At 60.6% G+C, this 21,384-nt stretch carries 16 protein-coding genes and 1 pseudogene; 8 read left to right on the top strand and 9 right to left on the bottom strand.

Features of this window, described 5'->3' with window-relative positions; translation table 11 throughout:
• Positions 1-7: 7 nt before the first annotated feature.
• The 7 genes and pseudogenes from sbcB to U741_RS20095 all read right to left on the bottom strand — a co-directional run bounded on the left by sbcB (position 8) and on the right by U741_RS20095 (position 11,079).
• Positions 8-1,450 carry an exodeoxyribonuclease I gene (sbcB, locus tag U741_RS0115055; RefSeq protein WP_029891272.1) on the bottom strand — a complete coding sequence of 481 codons (1,443 nt, stop codon included), beginning with the start codon at positions 1,448-1,450 and terminating at the stop codon, positions 8-10.
• Entirely contained in the window at positions 1,447-2,580 is a 1,134-nt protein-coding gene (locus U741_RS0115050; RefSeq protein WP_200872742.1) for an HNH endonuclease, read from the bottom strand. The genes sbcB and U741_RS0115050 overlap by 4 nt, the downstream gene beginning before the upstream one ends.
• Positions 2,580-4,448, bottom strand: coding sequence for a restriction system-associated AAA family ATPase (locus U741_RS0115045; protein WP_029891270.1), 1,869 nt, complete (start codon positions 4,446-4,448; stop codon positions 2,580-2,582). Before U741_RS0115045 ends, U741_RS0115050 begins: the two co-directional genes overlap by 1 nt.
• Positions 4,445-5,998, bottom strand: coding sequence for a restriction endonuclease subunit S (locus tag U741_RS19065; RefSeq protein WP_200872740.1), 1,554 nt, complete (start codon positions 5,996-5,998; stop codon positions 4,445-4,447). Before U741_RS19065 ends, U741_RS0115045 begins: the two co-directional genes overlap by 4 nt.
• Positions 5,995-7,659, bottom strand: a complete 1,665-nt coding sequence (locus U741_RS0115035; protein ID WP_029891268.1) for a type I restriction-modification system subunit M — start codon at positions 7,657-7,659, stop codon at positions 5,995-5,997. Before U741_RS0115035 ends, U741_RS19065 begins: the two co-directional genes overlap by 4 nt.
• A 15-nt stretch (positions 7,660-7,674) precedes the next feature.
• On the bottom strand, positions 7,675-10,473 hold the full coding sequence (locus U741_RS0115030; RefSeq protein WP_029891267.1) for a type I restriction endonuclease subunit R: 2,799 nt from the start codon (positions 10,471-10,473) through the stop codon (positions 7,675-7,677).
• Between the two features lie 232 nt (positions 10,474-10,705).
• A pseudogene (locus tag U741_RS20095) lies at positions 10,706-11,079 on the bottom strand (AlbA family DNA-binding domain-containing protein).
• Positions 11,080-11,334: 255 nt separating this feature from the next.
• Here U741_RS20095 and U741_RS0115020 point away from each other — a divergent pair.
• Complete coding sequence (locus tag U741_RS0115020) at positions 11,335-11,793, top strand: HIT family protein (RefSeq protein ID WP_029891266.1); 459 nt, start codon at positions 11,335-11,337, stop codon at positions 11,791-11,793.
• 27 nt (positions 11,794-11,820) lie between these two features.
• On the opposite strand, the gene U741_RS0115015 is transcribed toward U741_RS0115020, so the two are convergent.
• Positions 11,821-12,822, bottom strand: a complete 1,002-nt coding sequence (locus U741_RS0115015) for a catalase family peroxidase (protein ID WP_029891265.1) — start codon at positions 12,820-12,822, stop codon at positions 11,821-11,823.
• Between the two features lie 93 nt (positions 12,823-12,915).
• Here U741_RS0115015 and apbC point away from each other — a divergent pair, with 93 nt between their 5' ends.
• Genes apbC through U741_RS0115000 form a run of 3 tightly spaced genes read left to right on the top strand, consistent with a single transcriptional unit; the run spans position 12,916 to position 15,713 of the window.
• On the top strand, positions 12,916-14,034 hold the full coding sequence (gene apbC / locus U741_RS0115010) for an iron-sulfur cluster carrier protein ApbC (protein ID WP_235200478.1): 1,119 nt from the start codon (positions 12,916-12,918) through the stop codon (positions 14,032-14,034).
• Between the two features lie 13 nt (positions 14,035-14,047).
• A complete protein-coding gene (gene dcd, locus U741_RS0115005; protein ID WP_029891263.1) occupies positions 14,048-14,611 on the top strand; it encodes a dCTP deaminase in 564 nt (187 codons plus the stop codon).
• A 37-nt stretch (positions 14,612-14,648) separates the two neighbouring features.
• On the top strand, positions 14,649-15,713 hold the full coding sequence (locus tag U741_RS0115000) for a CNNM domain-containing protein (RefSeq protein ID WP_029891262.1): 1,065 nt from the start codon (positions 14,649-14,651) through the stop codon (positions 15,711-15,713).
• Here U741_RS0115000 and U741_RS19055 read toward each other — a convergent pair.
• On the bottom strand, positions 15,710-17,173 hold the full coding sequence (locus U741_RS19055; protein ID WP_152551634.1) for an alkaline phosphatase PhoX: 1,464 nt from the start codon (positions 17,171-17,173) through the stop codon (positions 15,710-15,712). The two genes, U741_RS0115000 and U741_RS19055, sit on opposite strands and share 4 nt — an antisense overlap.
• A gap of 125 nt (positions 17,174-17,298) precedes the next feature.
• Between U741_RS19055 and U741_RS0114990 the strand changes: the two genes are divergently transcribed.
• The 4 genes from U741_RS0114990 to pssA all read left to right on the top strand — a co-directional run bounded on the left by U741_RS0114990 (position 17,299) and on the right by pssA (position 21,292).
• Positions 17,299-18,387 (top strand): IS5 family transposase, encoded by a 1,089-nt coding sequence (locus U741_RS0114990; protein ID WP_029891024.1) that lies wholly within the window; start codon positions 17,299-17,301, stop codon positions 18,385-18,387.
• Positions 18,388-18,670: 283 nt separating this feature from the next.
• Positions 18,671-19,204 carry an acetolactate synthase small subunit gene (gene ilvN / locus U741_RS0114985; RefSeq protein ID WP_029891260.1) on the top strand — a complete coding sequence of 178 codons (534 nt, stop codon included), beginning with the start codon at positions 18,671-18,673 and terminating at the stop codon, positions 19,202-19,204.
• Positions 19,205-19,243: 39 nt separating this feature from the next.
• Positions 19,244-20,260 (top strand): ketol-acid reductoisomerase, encoded by a 1,017-nt coding sequence (gene ilvC / locus U741_RS0114980; protein ID WP_029891259.1) that lies wholly within the window; start codon positions 19,244-19,246, stop codon positions 20,258-20,260.
• A 252-nt stretch (positions 20,261-20,512) separates the two neighbouring features.
• On the top strand, positions 20,513-21,292 hold the full coding sequence (pssA, locus tag U741_RS0114975) for a CDP-diacylglycerol--serine O-phosphatidyltransferase (RefSeq protein ID WP_029891258.1): 780 nt from the start codon (positions 20,513-20,515) through the stop codon (positions 21,290-21,292).
• Positions 21,293-21,384 lie beyond the last annotated feature (92 nt).

The following is a 21,384-nucleotide window of genomic DNA, read 5'->3' as shown; positions in this document are numbered from 1 at the left end:
GCCAGTTCTACAGCGGCAACCCCGCATCCATCGGCCAACTCTTCAGGTCCACCAGCAGGCGCAGCTTGTCGGGATCGTTGATCTCGCGCATGCGCTGGTCGATGAGGGCCTGATAGGCCTCCAGGGTCATTGATGCCAGCCCGGTATCCACCTGCAGCTTGCGCTGCACGAACTGTTGCCATTCGTCCTGCTCGGCGGCGTTGAGCGTGTGCGGGGCGTGGCGCGCGCGCCAGCGGAACAGCAGCATGTTGAGGCGTGCGTCTTCAAAGCTGCCATCGAAGGATTCCACCGCACCGGGCCCGGCCTTGCGCACCTGCTCGCAGCGCGCACGGTCGGCATCGCTGACAAAGCCGGCGTAGAGCGAACATTCGGCGTCCTGCTCATCAAAATCCGGTTGCACGAAGATGGCCTGCACCTTGTCGCGCAGCGCGTCGCCCACCCCCAGCAGGGTCGCATGGTGCTCGCGAATCTGGGGCAGGTCGAACTGCCAGCGCTCAGCCGCCTCGGCGCTGAGCGTGCCCATGGGCGCCAGCATCGGTGACTTGTTGAGGTGGATGCCTTTCAGCGCCAGCCGGTCGATGCCTTCGGGCAGTTCGGCGGCGGGGGTAAACAGCCGGTCTTGCAGCTCGTCCACGTCAAGGCTGAGCAGTGCGGCGGTGTCTTGGCGCAGGTCAAAGCAGATGACGCAGTTTTTATTCACCGGGTGCACCGCCAGCGGGATGACGGCGGTGATGCAGCCCAGCGTCGCCGGAATGCGTGACGACACATGCAGCACCGGCTGCGGGTCGCCCAGCTTCAGCAGATTGGCGGCGATGCGCTTGTCACGCAGCTTCAGGGCGTGCTCGAACAATCGCGGCTGGGCGGCCTTCAGCTTCTGCGCCAGCGCCAGGGTCGCGTACACGTCGGACAGCGCATCGTGGGCGCGCTCGTGCACCAGGCCATTGGCGGCGCTCAGGTGTTCCAGCTTGAAACTGGTGGCGCCCTTGTCGTTCACCGGCCATTCCAGCCCCTCGGGCCGCAGCGCGTGCCACAGGCGGACCACGTCAATCAGGTCCCAGCGGCTGTTGCCGCCAAACCACTCACGGCGATACGGATCTATGAAATTGCGCCAGAACAGGTGGCGGGTGAATTCATCGTCAAACCGAATCGAGTTGTAGCCTACGCCGCACACATTGGGGCCGCTGAAGGCCTGGTGGATGCGCTCGGCAAACTGGTACTCGGGCAGGCCGTCACGCTCGGCAATCTGCGGGCTGATGCCGGTGATCAGCGCGGCGTCGGGATGCGGCAGCACGTCCAGCGTCGGCTGGCAGTAGAACATCAGCGGCTCGCCCACCGGGTTCAGGTCGGCGTCGGTGTAGACACCTGCGAACTGCGAGGGGCGATCGCGCGCAGCGTCGGCGCCGAAGGTTTCGTAGTCGTGCCAGAGGAAGCGATCTTTGGAGGTGCTCATGGTGTCGATACCTTGGTCTCGACGGGCTTCAGCTGGTTGCCGATATGCAATTTGGCTGCCGTGGAAAAATTTAAAAGCGGGATGATTGGCTGGAAGGCGTCAAGAAAGGGTTTTCGGAGGAAATTGCAGTCAGCGTACGGTTTACTCTGTGCTTGGGCGGCGCGCATAGCTATGATGTCGGCAGGTCGCTTGTCGTGCGCTTGGCATTCGTCCAGCACCTGTGTCAGCCAATACTTCCCGTCGTTCTCCCCGCAGAGTTTGGCTTTGTAGCGCTCTTCAATACCGTACACGTCCTTCCAAGTATCAAGTTCTTCAGCCACCGCCGCAGGGCCGAAGTGCATCGTGATGTCAGCAGGCAGCAATTTATCTACATCTGCGTGTTTTAGAGTGATCTGGATTTGAATCGTATGACTGGCTGCGGCATAGGGATTGAAAGCTTTGCGCCGCCCAGCCAGGTTGTGCGCGGGATCCTTGCTGAGCTTATAGGTGCTGTTGCATTCGTGGCAGGCGGGTGCAAGATTGCGAAAATTCATCGAGTTGAATGGGTACAGCGCCTTGGGCAAGTAATGGTCGTAGGCCTCGCGTTTGGTGTGGTGCGTGCCCTTGATGTCGCCGATGCCGCAGAACGGGCATTTTCCAGCCGCGTTGGTCGATACAAAGGTTTGATAGTGGTTAGCGATGTCACCGATCTTGTCTCGTAGTACAGCAAGATCCAAAAACGATTGTGCGTATAGCCCCTTGAAGAAAACCGCCAGTTGCTCGCCAAGGTCTTGATGGGCAGCCGCGATGTCGGTGTACCGGACGAGATGTGTAGCCGGATCATTGGCGCACACCTTCTCCAAATCGTTATTGCCCTGATACCACCGCTGAAACTGGTTGATCTGCGCGGCGTCAAGCGCCGAAAACAGGCCGTATATTCGCTCTACATGGCCATGGAAGAAATCGGCACCCTGCGTGTCGGAGTAATAAAACGCTTCCATCACTTCGCGCAGCTCAGTGTTGGCGTCAAACAGGTGCAGGCCAAAGGCGCCGCTTGCCGGAGCCTTGCACCAAACCTCATGAAAAATGAAGTCGATGAACGCCTGCATCTTCTCCATCTTGTGTGGCACGTAGATGTACGGAAACAGCATCAGTCTTGCGCCCCATTGTTTCCCGGCTGACCGCTGTCGAGAATGGCCTTGATCAGCAGCAGCTTCTCCACCGAATCACCGAGCTGCTGATGGATTTCCGTGATCAAGGTTTCCTTGTCTTCCGCACCCACTTCAAAGCGCCGACGCAGATCGTCCAGTAGCGCCTGCGAATGGCCACCGATGGTTTCGCGCTTACCGAAGGTTTTCATGGTGATCTGGTTGATCGACGCGCCCAGGGTGTTGTAGTCCGGGTGGCTGATGCTGACAGTGCCGTTGGTGTTGTTCTTGGAGAACACCAGCACCTTGTCCGGCTTGCTATCGGAGATCAGGAAAGGCGTGTGGGTGGTGATCAGCATTTCCTGCGCGACATTATCCTTGCGCGGCAGGCATTGGCGCAGTCGCGTGATGAAGTTGGCGCGCCAGTCTGGGTTGAAGTGGGTTTCCGGCTCGTCGAGGAGGAACACGCTGTTGGTCTCCCGAAATAGCAGGCACAGGCCGAGGCTGTGCAGCAACTGGTGCTCGCCATCCGACAATTCCTTGAGCATCATCGGCTCGGCCACACCCTGCTTGGTGAAGCGCACGAACTTGAAGCGCGTGATGCGCTGGTCGGATGCCAGGGTTGGCACCGTCTCGCCGACGTAGTGGCTGGTAGAGGTGTAGAGATCGGACTTCAGCGCGTCGCTGACGGCATGCAGGTTGAGCGTCAGCAGGACCTGAAACGCCTGGAAAAGCGCCAGCGCCGAGCCATCGAAGTTCTCTCGGAATGCCTGCCGGGTCGCGTCATTCACCCAGTAGTCGAGCACCAGCGCATCGCTGGCATCGTCGATGTAACTCAGCGTGGCACAACGCTTGAGGGCGCTCACCACCAGCGACGACTTCTCGTCAGCCTCCAGCAGCTGCAGCAAGTTCAGGCGGTAGCGCGTACTTACCGGTTCATCAGTTTCCGAGAGCGCGGGGTTGTCTTTGATGATCTCGCGGCGAACCCAATCGTCAACTGACTGGCTGATATCAGACTCTGAGAGTCCGCGTGTTCGAGCTTCCGCCTGTATTCGATTTCGTCGCTCGCGCTTCTGATCTTCATCAGCTAGGTCGAAGGCTTCCAGTTGTATTGTGTCGATCGGAATTCGGCGGCGCAGGATGATGCGGAATTCCCGCAAAGCCTCGATGCCCACATCCTCGCGGAAGGGCTGCAATGTGGCCTCGTCCTGAAACAGCAGGTTGCACAGCAGAATGGCTTGGCTGAAACCGCTGTCCAGATAGGCCAGTCGCGTCTCCGGGTGGCCGGGATAACTCAATTGCCGGGTCAGCGCATTCCAGTATTCGTCGAACTGCACAAAACGCAGCTTGAGGAAGGGCAGGCTGAGGATTTCGTTCTCGCCAGACGAGTAGCCCAGCACATACTGGGGCAGCAGGATGTTGGCGTGATCACCCTTGAAAGCCTCAGAAACATCCGTGTCGAAGTCGCTCTGGTTCTCCCACAAAATGCACACCGATTCACCTGGTATTTTCCAGACGTACACCTTCGCCCATACCTGGCCACCGGGGCGAACGTATTCGGGTGGTACCCGAATCAGATAAGCCAGTTCAAACGCCGCAGGCGACAAGTCCTGATCGGTGTTTTGCAACATCTCGGGCAGAAAACTGCGGCGCACTCGCAGGATTTCCAGCTGAAAGAAGATCGCAGCCAGCGCTTCTAGCAGGTTGGACTTGCCGCTGCCATTGGGGCCGGCGCACACGAAAGGCGCAAAGCCTTCGGGCTGGGCCAGTTCGTCCTGCAAGCTCCATTCGGTGCGAAAGTAATGCTCAAAACCACCGGGCAGGCTGCGAAAGCCTGCCGGGTCGGTGATCTTGAGGCGCAGCAGCTTCATGCCTGCACGGCCTTGAGTTCAATGCGGTTGCCCGCGTCATCAAACGCCTGCGCCAGCGTGCCAGCGGCCAGCGCATCGAACACCCAGGCCTTGATGTGCTCGTAGTCGTTGGCACCCAGTGCGAAGTCGTTGTCCGGGTACAGCTCCGCCAGCCGCGTTTGCGCCGCCGCCGTGAAGTGCTGCACTGAAAACGGCGTGTCGCTGAGTTGGCCGCGATAGGCCACCAGCCACTGCGCGATCAAACCCTCGCGCACCTCAGCGCTCACAAGCGCATCGAGTAAGTTGTCGGTGTCAGGCAAGTGGATGGCCAAGCCTTGTTCGGCGGGTGCGTGCAAGGGTTCTGCTGCCACGGTTTGCTCATCTTCTGGTTGTATGCCCGGCATCGGCACGCGCGACAGATCCAGCTCGCCCTTGAAGGCCTTCTGGCTCAGCACGCCGTAGAGGGCTTCGAGGTCGGTGAGGCTTTGCTGGTGGCGGAATTTGATGCCTTCGATCTTTTCAACGACGGTGGCGAACTGGTTTTGTAGAAGAATCGGAGGTTTCGGAACCTCCAGGTTGCGCAGAATCTCAAGATTGATGTTCTTCTGCGCTGCTGCTGGCGCATTCTTTTCCAAGATGGACTGGAAGAACCAGAACAGGCCGTGAACATAAAGAGGATTGGCCTCATTTGCGTCTGCGATAAATCCAACCACACTATCCGGGAAGCAGGCTTCAAACATCAAAATGCCAGTTTGGGCAATGTTTGCAGCAATCGTGATGCACAGTGTGCCAACTGGCCACTGCTTGCTCTGAGAAAAACCTATTTCCGAATAAGTTTGCGTGTATGTCGTGATATAGGTGCCCGCATTCGACACTTCGCCCGTTTGAATCAGTGGATACTTGCCGCCCAATAATTTCGGATCGTTTCTTGGGCGGTGTTTGGATACTCCGCGATTGACGGAGCCAAGCTTTTCAAGCGGTGCTTTATCCCACCCCCTCTCATTCCGAACCGGATCGCCAAACATGTCCAGAAATACGCTCTTGAGCAGGTCGTCGAGTTGTTGCAGGTGTTGTTTGCGCTGGGCGATCAGCCCTTCCACTTTGCCGAGCAGATGGGCAATGCGGATTTGGTCGTCGAACTCTTCGGGGACAGGGATTTCGATTTCAGCAACCTGTGCCGGGCTTGCTCTAAGAAGTGATCCTCCCACTCCCTTCACAGTGTTCATGAATTGTCTATGAAAACGGTTTGATATCAAGTACAGCCGTAGGTATTCTGGAAATAAATCATCGCCCCGAAATTGGATCCATTCGCCGGAAGCGATCTGCCGTTTGTCAATGCGCTCGGGAACAATCCAGCAGCGCCGGATATGAGGGACTATTTTTGACAGCAAGACATCACGAGGCTCAACGATCTTCTTGGAGGACCCAATCTTTTCGCCCTCGACAACATCGGGACTCCCTTGATCGAATGCGGGAATGCTTAAAAGCTGAAACGTCTCATTTTTAAATTTGGAGGGGTCGACAGAGCCTCCCCGTTTAACCATAAATTCATCGAGTTTGCGGAGCCTCATCCCACCATCCCCTTCAACTCCAGCAACTCGCGCACGATGCCGCCTTGCACTTTGGCAAGTTCTGCCTCGTCCACATCCCCCACCTCGGCCTGAATCAGTCGCTCCAGAATCACGCCCGGCGCGTCGTAGTGCACGTCTTCGAACACATCGGTTTTGTAGCGGGAAAGAGAGAGGTCGTAGTTGTTTTTCTCATCCGCGATCTCGGCACGCGGCACCATGAAGCACTTGGCGGTGCGGTCGATGTCGGTGGCCGGATTGCGGGCGTGGTATTTGGCGATGATGTCCTGCAGGTCGCCATTGCCCTCCTGCTTGCTGCGTTTGTCGTCCAGCGAGTAGCCGTCAGCGGTCATTTCGTAGAACCAGACGTGTTCGGTGGCGGGCTGGGTGACGTTGTCCTTCGGCCCCCAGACTTTGGTGAACAGCAAAATAGCGGTGCTGACCCCGGCATAAGGCCTAAACACGCCGCTGGGCATGGTGATGACGGCCTTGAGGTCGCAACGCTCCACCAGCAACTGGCGCAGGATCTTGAAAGCGCCGCCGGAGCCGAATAGCACGCCCTGCGGCACGATCACGCAGGCGGTGCCGCCTTTCTTCAGCAGGCCGTAGATGGTTTCGACAAACAGCAGTTCGGTTTTTGTAGTGCCGAGTTGCAGGTTTTCGTTGATGTCGCCCTTGTCGATGCTGCCGGTGAAGGGCGGGTTGGCCATCACGATGTCGTACTCAGCCTCTTGGTTGTAACTTTTGCTGAGGGTGTCTTTGTAGTCGATGTGCGGCTCGTCGATGCCGTGCATCATCAGGTTCATCAGCCCCAGACGAACCATGGTGCTGTCAATGTCATAGCCGTAAAGGGTTTCTTGCAGGATGGCTTGCCGCTTTGCATCAAATGCGGCAGCAACGGAAGTCCGTAAAAAACCGTCTTCGTCTGGTGCGAGATTCTGTGTGCCCGCATTGATGGCGAGCTGGGTGACGACATACTGATAGGCGCCAAGCAGGAAGCCACCCGTGCCACAGGCTGGATCGGCAATCTTGTGGCCGAGCTGTGGGCGCACCAAATCCGCCATCAGTTTGATTATATGGCGCGGGGTACGGAACTGGCCGTTTTTGCCGGCAGAGGCGATCTCGGATAGCAGCATTTCGTAAACATCGCCCTGGATGTCCTGGAAAGCCTGACCGTTTTCGCGCGAGTCGCGCTCCATCACTTCGAAAATGTCGTCGATGGTCTTGACCGCCTCCACCAGCAATTGTGGCTTGGGGATGATGAACACCGCGTTCTTCATGTGGTGGGTGAAGTTGGACGCCGATCCGTTCAGGTCCTTGAGGAAAGGGAATACCTTGCCCTGCACGTGCTGCAGCATCTCTTCGGCCTGCAGGCGCTTGAATTCGCTCCAGCGCAGCGTGCGCTTGTTGATCGGCCTCTGCTCGGCCACCGGCCAGTTGCGCTCCTCCGGTGGAATCCATTGGCCCTCGAATTTGGACGTATAAATATCACTCGTCCATTCGGCATCTGCTTGACGCTTTTGATCGAGCTCGTCTAGCCGCTTCATGAATAGCAGGTAGGTGATCTGCTCAATGGCGGTGAGCGGATTGCTGATGCCACCACTCCAGAATTTGTTCCAGAGCTGATCGATCTTGCTTTTGAGTTCGGGGTTGTTTTGCAGCATGGGGTGCCTTGTTGTTTAGGCAGCCAACCGTTCGGTCAGCTGAAGGATGTCGTTGATTTCGGCCGTGCTGAACACGCCACGGATGCCCTGCGGGTGGATGACCGTAAAGGGGGCGTTGATCAGGTCTCTCTTCTCCACCATTTCGCGCTCGATGATGAAGTTCTTCAGCAGGTTGAGGAAATCCATCTGTCGGCTGCTGAGCGTTGTGTGGGCACGGATGAATTGGTCGAAGGCGGCGCTGACTTCATCCGGAAAGCTCTGAAGTAACTCAATGCCCATGATGTGGCGAATGAACTGAATGAAGCGCGCCTTGCGGTTCTTGTAGACCTGCCGCAGCAGATGTTCGGTGATATGTGGATGTTCTTCATGCAGCAGTTCGGCTAGTCGGTTGGCGTCATCTGCACTTACTGCCTCGCCGTTCTTGATCTTCTGCAGTACCGGATTGTGCTCGGTGAGGTCGGCAATCAGCGCCTCGACCATTTGACGGTAACGACTGATGCTCACCGCCTCGTGCTGCGGGCCGAATTCCACCCGTTCTTTCTTGTGCAACTCATCGAGCAGGTCGAGGTGGGTTTGCTCCTGGCCGGTGCTTTGCTCGCGGAATTTCATCAGTGGACCGAGCTTGGCGACCAATTCATCGAAGGCATCTTCATCCGCCTTGACCCAGTAGCGGCTGGTTTGCGCGGCGCGGATCAGGGCTTCTTCCTGCTTCACGAAGCTGACCGAGAGCGGCAGTTCACTGATCTGTTCGACGATGCCTGCCTTGATGGCGTCGGCTTGTGCTTTGTCTTCATTCAGCACGGCCAGCGAGTATTCCAGCAGATCGCGCTCAAAACGCATGGCCTTGAAGTCGGCCTCGGAGACGGTACGGAACAGCGGCTTGATTTCAGCGCGCAGGAACTCCAACCGGTCGTGGCTGAGGCTGATCCAGAAATTTTCATCTTCCAGCCGCGCCAGCACAGCGGCGGCTTCTTTGATCACCACCGATTCCTTGGGCAGCGCAGTAATTTGCAGGCGGAGCTTGGCGATTTCACGACCAGCAATGTCGGCATGGCCGCTGTCGTTGGCCTTCTCGATCTTGTCGAGCCGCAGACCTACCAAACGCACGGGCAGTGGCAACTGTGGCTTGAGTTCCTTGCCCTTGGGATTGAGCTTGAAGTATTCAAAGTTGTCCCAGCAGTCGAGGATCAGGAACACGTCTTTCTCAAGGCACCAGGGTTTGGGCTTGCTCGTTTCCAGCAAGCGTGTGCCGCGTCCGACCATCTGCCAGAACTTGGTGTAGGAATAGACCGGTTTGGCGAACACGAGGTTGACGATTTCGCGCACGTCGATGCCGGTGTCGAGCATGTCCACGCTGATGGCAATGCGTGGCATGTCGTTGTTGGTGAACTGATCGAGCAGACCGCCCTTGCCGTAGACGCGCGGGTCGTCCGACACCAGCACCTTGGCCAGCTCGCCCTTGTACTGCGGATAAAGCTTGTCGAAGATTTCTTCGATGCGCCGGGCGTGGGCCATGGTGGCGCAGAAGAAGATGGTTTTGCCCGGCAGCACGCCGTTGGCGTCCTTGATGGATTCCTCCATGAACTCGCGGACGATCAGGGTGTTGGTGCCCTTGTTGATCACCTGCTTTTCGAGCTGCGAGCCTTCGAAGTTGATTTCGTCAACCTCCTTGCCTTGCAGGATCAGCTTTTTTTGGTCTTCCAGCGAAATCGTGCGTTTGCTGATGCCTTCCATCTGGAACTTGGTCTGAATCTTCATGACCTGGAAGTTGCAGAGGTAGGGCGGCACGTTGTTCACGGCCTCTTCGAAGGTATAGGCGAAGGTCGGCAGGCCGTCTTCGCAATGGAAAAGCTGGAAGGTGTTGTGATCGATGATGTCGGTCGGCGTGGCCGTCAGACCCAGGGTGATGGTTTTGAAGTAGTCGAGCACTTCGCCGAAGGTGTTGTAGATGGAGCGATGGCTCTCATCGACGACGATGAAATCGAAGAAATGCGGAGACAAGTGCTGCGCCTTGTCCCGGATGATGTTGAGCATCGTGGGATAGGTGGCAACGTAAATGCGGCGGTCTTTGGCGATCAGTTTTTCGCCCATATTGGGCCAGCGCGGCTCGTTGGGCATGTGTTCCTTGAAGGCCGCCAGTGCCTGCTCGCGAAGTGCGATGCGATCGACCAGAAACAGCACCTTCTCAGCGTGGCCAGCGCGCATCAAGGCATCGACCATGGCAATGCAGGTGCGGGTTTTGCCGGTGCCGGTGGCCATCACCAGCAGGAAGTCACGCTTTTTCTGCTCAATGCCTTCGAGCACTGAGCGAATCGCACGGATTTGGTAGTCGCGACCTGCAATCGAGGTGTTGATGAACTCTTGCGTCAGTGGCTTGCGATTGCGGCGGATGTAGGCGAAGCGTTCTAGGTCGTCACGGGTGGGAAAACCGACCACCTTGCGCGGTGGGGCATTTCCCAGATCCCAGAAATAGGTTTCGTGACCGTTTGTGTAAAAGCAGAATGGCAGCTCACCGCCCAATTGCTTCTGGATGTTGTGGCAATACTGCTTCGCTTGCTCACGACCAATGGCAGCATCTCGGCTTGTTTTTTTGGCTTCGATTACCGCCAGTGGCTTGCGGTCTTTGCCCAGCAGGACATAGTCGCTGAACTGGTGGCCTTCGTAGCGCGTACGCGGTTCGGCCGCCCCCTCTGGCAAGACGGTCAAGATGTCGAATTCTTCGATGACCTGCGTGGGGTCCTTGATGTTCCAGCCAGACTGGGCGAGGTGCTGGTCAACCAGCTCTGATCGGGTTTGAGCCTCGGATTTGGTCATGAGTTACCGTTTTCCCTGTCTGGTGCGTAATGCACCAAGATTCCATGCTGTTCTGCTATCGCTGGCAGGACGCAAGCTCTTCGATTGCGCTCTCGGGAAGGCACTTTGGCTCAAGTCTCGCTTGTGGACCAAAGCAAAACTCTTGGCGGAATAAATCGTTAGCGTTCGAGTCGGCCCGTTTGGCGCATTAATTTGGTTCAGGCTGGGCGGATATGGCCGCTTTTGAGCCAAATCAGGGGAGGCGGTAGCGTGTGCCATTGCGCCCCCCTTCTGAAGCAGTTCGCCGTCTTTGACCAGTTGCTCAACAGCACGCCGTACCCGAGAGCGCGGAATTTCTGCCCCTACCCGCCGATGAAGGTCGCCCATCTTGGTGTCAGGGTAGCGGCCCGCGCTTTGGATCAAAGCCCATTCCAGCCATCGCTTGATCCAAGATTGCAGCGTCTCGACCGAAGGCAGCTCATGACCATCTTCGATGCCGAGTGGCAGGCGACCACCCGTCGCGTTGGCGAACGCGACGCAATCTTTGACCGGCTCGTTCCAGTCGGCACTTTTGCCGGTGACTGATCGCAAAAAATTTTTATCGAGGAGTTGTCCTTCGAGGCTCACGCGACCGCTTCTCCGAGGCGCTTCATTGTCGTCGGCTTGCTCCCTCGCGCATGATTCACCCAGCCGATCTTGATCCTTCAATGAAGTCGAGCTGATCACATCTCAAGAGCAGGGCAATGATGATTGCGGGTGCCCCAAGGGTTCCCATCTGCGGCAAAAGTTTTTTTGAGGCTTGTAGCGTACTGCAAACCTTTTGGGCGTCTCGATCCGTATCGGTGCGCATCACATCCTTGTTGACCCGAGAGCTAATCAAACATGACGATTTTCGACCATCTGATGGCAGGCGCGCTGCCCGCCAGCTTCGTGCATCAGGACGAAGAATGCGTGGCCTTCATGGACATCAATCCGATCACTCGTGGCCATGTGCTGGTGGTGCCGCGCAAGTCGGTGGCGACCCTGGATGAACTGGATGCCGACCTGCGGGGGCACCTGTGGGAAGTCGCGCGGCGCGTGGGTGTTGCCCAGCGTCAGGCGCTGGGCAGCCTTGCGCAGCACCTGCTGGTGAACGACGGCAAGGGCGCCAGCCAGACGGTGCCGCACGTGCACATTCACGTCATTCCGCGCTACGGCGGCGACACGCTGCGCACGGTGACGCGGCTGATCTGGCACATCAGTCTGCTGGCCGCCAAGCGCCGTCCGCGCGAGAACGGGCGCGATGCGCTTGAGGCGTTGGCGCAACGAATCGCCGCTGCCATGCCAGCAACGGGCGGTTGAGCCCGGTTGATGTGCGCTCGTCTCGGGTTACTGGTCGCCTGCGCGACGCCCGAATGACACCGCGTAGGCGCCCGGCCGAGCGTGCAATACCGGGTCGTCCGACGGCGCAATGCCCTCGGGCAGGGTCAGCGGGTTGAACATCATCTTGTCGCAGGCCCCGCCCACACCGGGCGTAGTGGCGTCGATCACCAGGGTGCCCGCCAGCACGCGTGGATTGCTGTCGGGCCAGATTGTCGTGGCATCGACCCGCGAGTCGTCTTCGGTGGCCAGTTGGAAATGAAAGTCGAAGGCGACCGGCCCGTCTTCAAGGCGCCGGGCCAGGTCATCGGCCAGAAAATCATCACCCAGCTTGGCGAGCCTGGCCACATCCGGCGGGGCAAGCTCGACCTGCGGGGTGAACGACCAGCGCACGAACTGGCTTTCGTCCTCGGCATCGGTCAATTCGAAAGCGTTGACGCCCCAGTAGCGGTAGCCGGCGTAGCTGCCGCCGATGGGTTGCTCGGCCAGCCACGCCGCCTGCTTGAGCGTCTCGGGGTGCGCCTTGCTGAAGGCGGCGAGTGCGTCAGGATCGGGCTTGCTGGTGGCTGGGTCGGGCGCGCGGGCCAGCACGAAGGGCGCAAACAATTCGGGCTTGCCGACGAAGTACAACGGCGCCGAAATGTTGGCCATTTGCCATTGCTCGCCGTTCGGCAGGGTCATCTGCAGCGCCAGGCCGCGCGCTGACTTGGATTGATCGGTGGCGGTCGGGTTGCCGCCCCCCACCGAGAAACGCGCCACCACCGCGTGCTTGTCGCCCGAAAAGGCGCTGGCCTTGCTCAACCCCCTGCCCGCCTCGGTGCCGACGAAATGACCACTGGCACATACGCCCTTGGCCTGGCCACGACGAAAGCCCGGATGCTTGCCGGCCAGCGCTTCCAGCGCATCAACCTGCGCGACGGGGTCGTTGGCCAGGGCGGACCCGGTCAGGCCACCGGCTGCGATCAGTGTGCCGACCATTAACGGGGTCGACCAGAAACGGTGCGATGACATGGAGGCACTCCGGGTGAGGTGGGGCAACAGCGTCGTCACTCGGATGAGCGACGCCCTTCATACGCCCGTGGGCGCACTGCCGGATGCGCGCCGATGTCGCACAATGCAGCCCCATTTTTCGCGGGCGCCGTGATGCAGGATTGTTCCCCCGAGGTGCTGGCCGCACTGGACGACTACCAACACCCGTTGATCGGGCAAGGCCTGGTGAGCGCCGGGGTGGTCGGCGGGTGTGTGGCGGATGGCACGGGCTGGCGACTGCAACTGAACCTGCCGATTCCGGCGCGCAGTCTTGCCGCCACGCTGCAAGCCGATCTGCCGAAGGTGTTGGCCACGGTGTTGGAAGGGCCCATAACTGTTGATGTGAGCAGTGTGATCGGCACTGCCACCTTAGGCGGCGCGCTCAAGGCCTACCCCGGCATTCGCAACATCATCGCCGTGGCCAGCGGCAAGGGCGGAGTGGGCAAGTCCACGGTGTCGGCCAATCTGGCGCTGGCGCTGCACGCCGAGGGCGCGCGCGTGGGCCTGCTGGATGCCGACATCTACGGCCCCAGCCAGCCGCGAATGATGGGCGCCGATGCCACCAAGCCCAGCTCGCCCGACGGCAAAACCATGCTGCCGGTGATGGCGCACGGCGTGCAGACGATGAGCATCGGTTACCTCATCGACGCGTCGCAGGCGATGATCTGGCGCGGGCCGATGGTCAGCCAGGCACTGACCCAGTTGATCACCGAAACCCGCTGGGACGACCTGGATTACCTGGTCATCGACCTGCCGCCGGGCACCGGCGACATCCAGCTCACCTTGTCGCAGAAGATTCCGGTGTCGGGCGCGGTGATCGTCACCACGCCGCAAGACATCGCGCTGCTGGACGCGCGCAAGGCGCTGGCCATGTTCAACAAGGTGTCGGTGCCGGTGCTGGGCGTGGTCGAGAACATGAGCACCCATGTGTGCAGCAACTGCGGCCATGAAGAAGCGATCTTCGGCAGTGGCGGCGGCCAGCGTATGGCCAATGACGCCGGCATTGCGCTGCTGGGCAGCCTGCCGCTGGACCTGAGCATTCGCCTCAACGCAGACGGTGGCCACCCCACCGTGGTCGCCGAGCCCGATGGCGCGTTGGCCCGGCGCTACCGCGACATCGCCATCAGCGCGGCTGCAAAGCTGGCCTTTGGCGCGGCTGGAAGCTTCCCGACCCTCGAAATCACCGACGACTGAAGATCGCACTCACATGAGCATCAAATCTGACCGCTGGATCACCGAAATGGCCCGCAAGGGCATGATCGAACCGTTTGCCGAGGGGCAAACCCGCGAAGTCGACGGCCAGAAGATCATCAGCTACGGCGTGTCCAGCTACGGCTACGACGTGCGCTGCGCCGATGAATTCAAGATCTTCACCAACATCAACAGCACCATCGTCGACCCGAAGAATTTCGACCCGCGCGGCTTCGTCGATGTGAAGGGGCCGGTGTGCATCATTCCGCCCAACTCGTTCGCGCTGGCACGCACGGTCGAATACTTCCGCATTCCGCGCAGCGTGCTGACCATTTGCCTGGGGAAAAGTACCTACGCGCGCTGCGGCATCATCGTCAACGTCACGCCGCTGGAGCCGGAATGGGAAGGCCATGTGACCCTGGAGTTCTCCAACACCACGCCGCTGCCGGCGCGCATTTACGCCAACGAGGGCGTGGCGCAGATGTTGTTCCTGGAGTCGGACGAGATTTGTGAGACCTCGTATAAGGACAGGGGTGGCAAATACCAGGGCCAGCAGGGTGTGACCTTGCCCCGAACCTGAAAGGACGCCAACGGGCGGCTTCTGGCAGGCTGCGGCCATGACGCTACTGATTGTTTTTCTGCTCCTGGCGCTGGTGATCTCTTTCGCGTGCTCGATGTGGGAGGCGGTGCTGCTGTCGGTGACGCCCAGCTATGTCACCGGCGCTATCGCCAAGGGCAGCACCACCGGCAAGTTGCTGGCCGAGTTCAAAAAAGACATCGACCGTCCGCTGTCGGCGATTCTCACGCTCAACACCACCGCGCACACCGTGGGTGCGATCGGCGTTGGTGCGCAGGCCAATGTGCTGTTTGGCAGTGCTGGTCTGGACCTTTTTGGCCTGTCTCTGAGCTTCGAGGCGATCATTGCTGGGGCCGCGACCCTGGCGATTCTGGTCTTCTCCGAGATCATTCCCAAAACCCTGGGCGCCAGTTACTGGCAAAAGTTTGTGCCGTTCACGGTGACTAGTCTCAAGGTGTTGATCTGGGTGCTCTACCCGTTGGTGCGGATGAGCGAAGGGCTGACCCGGCTGCTGAAAAAGGACGGTGACCGGCCGGTTTTCTCGCGTCACGACTTTCTGGCGATGGCCGAGCAGGGCCAGAACGAAGGGCGGCTCGACGACAGCGAAACCGAAGTGATCCGCAACCTGATGGCGTTTCGAGAGACCACGGCGCGCGCGATCATGACGCCGCGCACGGTGGTGCAGGCGGTACGTGCCGACACGGTCATCAGCGACTTTCTGGCGCGCGATGACTCGGCCACGGTGTCACGTCTGCCGGTGTATCGCGACGAGATTGGTACGGTGAGCGGGTTCGTGCTCCGTGATGACCTGCTCGCCGCCGCCGCGCGGGGTGAGCAGACACAGCCCGTCAGCAATTACCAGCGCGAGGCGCTGTTCGTGCTCGACCGCATGCACCTGCCGGTCCTGGTCAAACGGCTGACCCAGAGCCGCACGCACCTGGCCGTGGTGGTTGACGAGTACGGCGTGACCCAGGGTGTGGTCACCATGGAAGACGTGATTGAAACCCTGCTGGGGCTGGAGATCATGGACGAGGCCGACACGGTGGCCGACATGCAGGCGCTGGCGCGCGAACGGGTGGGGGCCTCGCAGGCCGGAACGCCCTAAAGCATCGCAGCCAGCGGTGGATCGACCCGCACCGCAAACGGCAGGGTGATCTCGTAGGTCACGCCGCCCAACCCGAATGCGGCCGGCAGGCCATTGCGCAGCGCCCGCTGGCTGGACACATACAGCCGCCGGCCATCCGGTGAAAAGGCCGGTCCGGTGACCTCGGTCACGTTGGCATTGCCCGGCAGCCGCAGCAGCGGAATGGTGCTGCGATCGGGCAGCAAGACCATGGCGCGCATGTCACCGCCGTCTTCGACCACGATCATCTCGCCGTCGAGGGTCATGCAGATGTTGTCGACGCCAAACATCGCCGGCTCAGCGGGGTCGACCGGCGAGCCGATGGGGCCATCGGCCGGGTTGTAGATGCTCTCGACGGTGCCGCCAAGGGTGTCGATCACCCAGATGTTGTCGTCGCTCTTGGTCGAGAAGAAAACGAAATCGCGCAGAAACCACACGCCCTCGTTGCCGGCGAAGATCGTCGACTCGGGTGGGTAGACCTGGTTCTGTGGGCGGCCGTCGTCAACGGCGTTAACCCAGCGGATGGGCACCGGGCCCTGTCGTGCCGCCTCGAGGCCGGCATCGACTGCCAAGACCTGCAGCACGCCCTGCGCGTAGTCCGGCTTGCCGCCGCTGGGCCACGCCTGTGCATCAAACACGGTGCGGTAGAAGCGATCGTCGCCGCTGATGTCTTCGGTGTGGTAAATCGCCCGGCCGGCAACGTCCACTGCCGCCATCTCGTGGGCTTTGCGACCGAATCGGTCGAGGCGGATCGGCGTGCCACCGTCGCGCAGTGGGCTGCACTCGAACATGAAGCCGTCGGCAATCTCTTCGCCGTTGATCCACGTGCCCCAGGGCGTGACACCGCCGGAGCAGTTGGTGGTGGTGTTGCGTTGAACCGGGTAGGCGTCGACGAGGGTGCCATCGGCATCGAAGCGCAGCGCGCTGACCCCGCCGGCAAACGGCACGATCAACGGCGGACTGAGCGGCAACAGACCGGTGATAGGGCCCAGCACGCTGTTGAGCACTTCCAGCGAATCGCGGCTGGCGAGGCTTTGCAGGTCGGCCGGCAATTGGCCGAAGGCGGTCGTGGCATCACGCGCCTCAGAGTTCGAAAGCAGAATCCACCCGCCATCGTCAGTGCGGAAGACGCCCGCACCATCAGGGTCGGAATGCCACAGAAAGCTGGGGTTGCTGGCCACGGGGGGCTCGCCGAAGACGGCGACGACCCGCGAGGTGAAGCCGGCAGGCAATTGGACCCCGTTGTCATCGGCCGGCAGCAGCGGACCCATGTCTGCGAAGGGGCTGCGGCGGCCGCTTTGGCTGCCAGGCATGGTGCCCGACGAGCCACAGCCGGTCAGCCAGGTGGCCGCGCTAACGCTGCCGGCGGTCAACAGCAGGTGCCTGAGGAAAACGCGGCGCGACAGGCCCTGTGCTTCGATGGGGTGCAAGAGAGGGTTCATCGGTCGCATTGGGTCCAAGGCCTGCGATAAGCCTAGCAGGCTGGTGAAAAAGCCCCAGCCCTCTGATTTGACACGATTATTGCTTGTTGAAGGGTGCCGCAGGAGCGGTGACTTTGGGCGGATCGATGCGCGGAACCGACACGGGACAGTTCGCGATGTTCAGCTACATCACTCTGGAACGCCGGGTGCCGGAGGATCATCCGCTGCGGCGGCTGCGGCCCCTGGTGGATGGCTTGCTCGCGAGCATGGATGCCGAGTTTGAGGCGGTCTACTCGCACACCGGGCGCCCGTCGATTCCACCCGAGCGGCTGCTGCGGGCACTGCTGCTGCAGATTCTCTACACCGTCCGCAGCGAGCGGCTGCTGATCGAGCAGCTGGACTACAACCTGCTGTTTCGGTGGTTTGTCGGGCTGCAGATGGACGACGCGGTGTGGGATCGCACCGTTTTCAGCGCCAACCGCGACCGGCTGTTGTCGACCCAGATGGCGCGCGCTTTCTTCCAGCGGGTGCTCTATCTGGCCGAATGGCAGCAGTTGACCTCCGACGAACATTTCAGCGTCGACGGTTCGATGATTGAAGCTTGGGCCGGCCACAAGAGCTTCGTGCGCAAGGACGGCGGCGGCCCCCGTGGCGGAGGCGGTGGCCGCAACCCCGAGGTGGACTTTTCGGGAGAGTCGCGCAGCAACGCCACCCATCAAAGCACCACCGATCCGGAATCCCGGCTCTACAAGAAGGGCACCTACGCGGAAGCCAAGCTGCGCTATCTGACGCATGCACTTTCCGAGCACCGCAATGGCCTGATTGTCGATGTGGAGACCACCCAGGCCGACGGACGGGCCGAATGGGTCGCCGCCGAGCGCATGATCCGGCGCAGCATTCGCAAGTCCGGTGCGACGGTGGCCGGAGACAAGGGCTATGACACCGAGGCCTTCGTCGGTTTTCTCAAGAAGCAGGGCTTGAAGGCCCACATCGCGCGCAAGAAGACCGGCAGTGCCGTCGACGGCCGCGCAGCCCGTGGCAAGGCCTATGCCCTGAGCCTGAACCGGCGCAAACGCATCGAAGAAGCCTTTGGCTGGATCAAGACCGTCGGCGGGCTGCGCAAGACCCGGCACAAGGGCGTCGAGCGCATCCAGGGACAGGCGCTGCTGACCTTTGCCGCCTACAACCTGGTGCGCATGCTCAGCCTGCTGCAGCCGCAGACGATCCGGGCATAGGCGAGATCCGTCCAGAGGTGCCCCAAGGGCGCCGTCGGACACCGCAACACCCGCGAGATCAGCTCGCACGGCGTCTCTCCCGCGCCGAAAAATCCAGGGAGCATGAGAAAGTCAGGGGAAGAGGAGAGATTTTCACCAGCCTGCTAGCGCCTGACGTTGACGCTGCCATGACATCCGGGCCCCAGGCGGCGGTAAATTCGGCCCAGTTCCGTGGCGGCTGCAGGGCGCCTGGCGTCGCTTTTCGTTGCGCCGCCACGCCGAACTGTCTAGGATTCGCGCCCTTATGCGACACATCATTACCCTGCTGCTGCAAAACGAGGCGGGCGCGCTGGCGCGCGTTGCCGGCATGTTTTCGTCCCGCGGTTACAACATCGATTCACTCTCGGTCGCTCCCACCGAGGATCCCCACGTGTCGCGCCTGACGCTGGTCACCTTCGGCTCGGATGCGGTGGTGCATCAAATCGTGCAGCAGACCCGCAAGGTGGTCGATGTGGTCGACATTCGCGACCTGTCCCTCACCGACCATCTCGAGTCCGAGCTGGTGCTGGTCAAGGTGCGTGCGGCGGCCGGTCAGGCTGACGCCATTGTCGAGTGCGCACATCGTCATGGCGCCGTGGTTCTCGACGATCAGGACGGCATCCAGGTGCTCAAGCACTCCGGCACCGTGCTGGAAAATGACCTTTTAATCAGTGACCTTACCGAGCGTGCCAGCCTGATCGAGCTGGTGCGCAGTGGCCTTGCCGCCATCGAGCGCGGCGGCGCCTGTCTTGCAGTGCCGCAGACCGCCGACGCTGCCGATCAATCTTCTCAACCTTAATCAGCCGCGCTGCGGCCTGCTGGAGTGACCCCCGTGAGCATTACCGTCTATTACGACAAAGACGCCGACCTTTCCCTGATTCAGTCGAAGAAGGTCACCATTCTCGGTTACGGCTCGCAGGGTCACGCCCACGCGTTGAACCTGAAGGAATCGGGCGTTGACGTCACCGTCGCGCTGCGCAAAACCTCGAAGAGCTGGGCCAAGGCCGAAACCGCCGGCCTGAAGGTGCTCGAAGTTGCCGATGCCGTGAAGCAGGCCGATCTGGTCATGATCCTTGCCCCGGACCAGGACCAGCGCAAGATCTATGAAGATTCGGTGGTGCCCAACCTCAAGCAGGGTGCCGCACTGGCCTTCGCCCACGGTTTCAACATCCACTTCAAGCTGATCGAGCCGCGTACTGACCTCGACGTGATCATGATTGCGCCCAAAGGCCCCGGCCACACGGTGCGTTCCGAGTTTCTGAAGGGCGGTGGTGTGCCCAGCCTGATTGCCGTCCATCAGGACGCATCGGGCAGTGCCAAGCAGATTGCGCTGTCGTATGCCTCGGCCAACGGCGGCGGCCGTGCCGGCATCATCGAAACCAACTTCCGCGAAGAAACCGAGACCGACCTGTTCGGCGAGCAAGCGGTGCTTTGCGGCGGCGCCACGGCGCTGGTGCAGGCCGGCTTCGAGACCCTGGTGGAAGCCGGCTACGCGCCCGAAATGGCCTATTTCGAGTGTCTGCACGAACTGAAGCTGATCGTCGACCTGATGTACGAAGGCGGCATGGCCAATATGCGCTATTCGATCTCGAACACTGCCGAGTACGGTGACTATGTGACCGGCCCGCGCATCGTCACCGAAGAGACCAAGAAGGAAATGAAGCGCGTGCTGCTCGACATCCAGTCAGGCCGCTTCGCAAAGGATTTCGTGCTTGAAAACCAGGCCGGCCAACCGACCCTGAAAGCCATGCGCCGGATCGGTGCCGAGCATCAGATCGAAGAAGTCGGCGCCAAGTTGCGCGCCATGATGCCGTGGATCGCCAAGAACAAGCTGGTCGACAAAGCTAAAAACTGACGTTTCACGCAGTACGATGTGGGCGGTCACAACCGCTGACATTTCGACGGATACGACGGCGGAACGTTTCGACGTTCCGCCGTCTTCATTTGGGCCGCTCTGGCCCCAACGGCCGGGCGCTGGCCGAGGTGCCCCTTGACCCGTTACCGGCAGCGGCCCCTCTGGGCTGGCCGGGCCTACTCGCCGCGACCCGCCTGTGACCCATCATCCGCGACTGGCCGAGCATCCCCAGTGACCGGTTAACATGAGCGGATGAATTCCCCTGATCCGCAACCGAGGCAGCGCAAAGGCATTTACCTGCTGCCCAACCTGTTCACCACCGGCACCCTGTTTGGGGGCTTCCTCGCCATCGTGTCAGCGATGAATGGCAATTTCGGTATTGCCTCAATGGCAATCCTCGGGGCGTCAATTGCCGATGCCCTGGATGGCCGCATCGCGCGCATGACCAACACCCAGACCGACTTCGGCAAGGAATACGACTCGCTCTGTGACATGGTCGCGTTCGGCGTGGCGACCTCGGTGGTGATGTACGCCTTCAGCCTCCATCATCTCGCTGACTACCGCTGGCTGGGCGGCAAGCTGGGCTGGGTGGTCGCCTTCACCTTCACCGCGTGCACGGCGCTACGGCTGGCACGCTTCAACGTGCTGGCCGCCATCGCCGGCAGCAACAAGGATTTTTTCGGCCTGCCCAGCCCCGCCGCCGCCGCGGTGGTGACCTTCTTCGTCTGGTCGGCGCACAGCGCAGAACTGCAGGGTGATGACCTGCTGGTGCCGGCAACGATACTGACCGTCGTCGTTGCCTTGCTGATGGTGAGCAACTTCCGCTACCCGAGTTTCAAGCAGGCGCCGCTGTCCGAGCGCGTCCCCTTTGCCACCCTGCTGATTGCCGTGGGGCTGATCGTGGTGGTCGCCATTAACCCGCCGGTGGTGCTGTTTGTGACCTCGTTCATCTATGCGATGTCGGCGCCGGCCGCCGCGCTGTGGCGCTGGTACAAACGGCGGCGACGCACGGTTGCCGATGAAGATGGCTGAGCTATACTGCTTCCTGTGCCAACGTCCGATGCCAAGCAATTCTGGTTAAGCCCTTTGATGGGTGCGGGTTCGTTGTGCCGTCTGCTCGGTCG

The organism is Polycyclovorans algicola TG408 (assembly GCF_000711245.1).
In the GTDB taxonomy this organism is placed as follows: domain Bacteria; phylum Pseudomonadota; class Gammaproteobacteria; order Nevskiales; family Nevskiaceae; genus Polycyclovorans; species Polycyclovorans algicola.
Note: the sequence above shows the minus strand (reverse complement) of the source record. Positions and strands in the feature narration are given on the sequence as shown.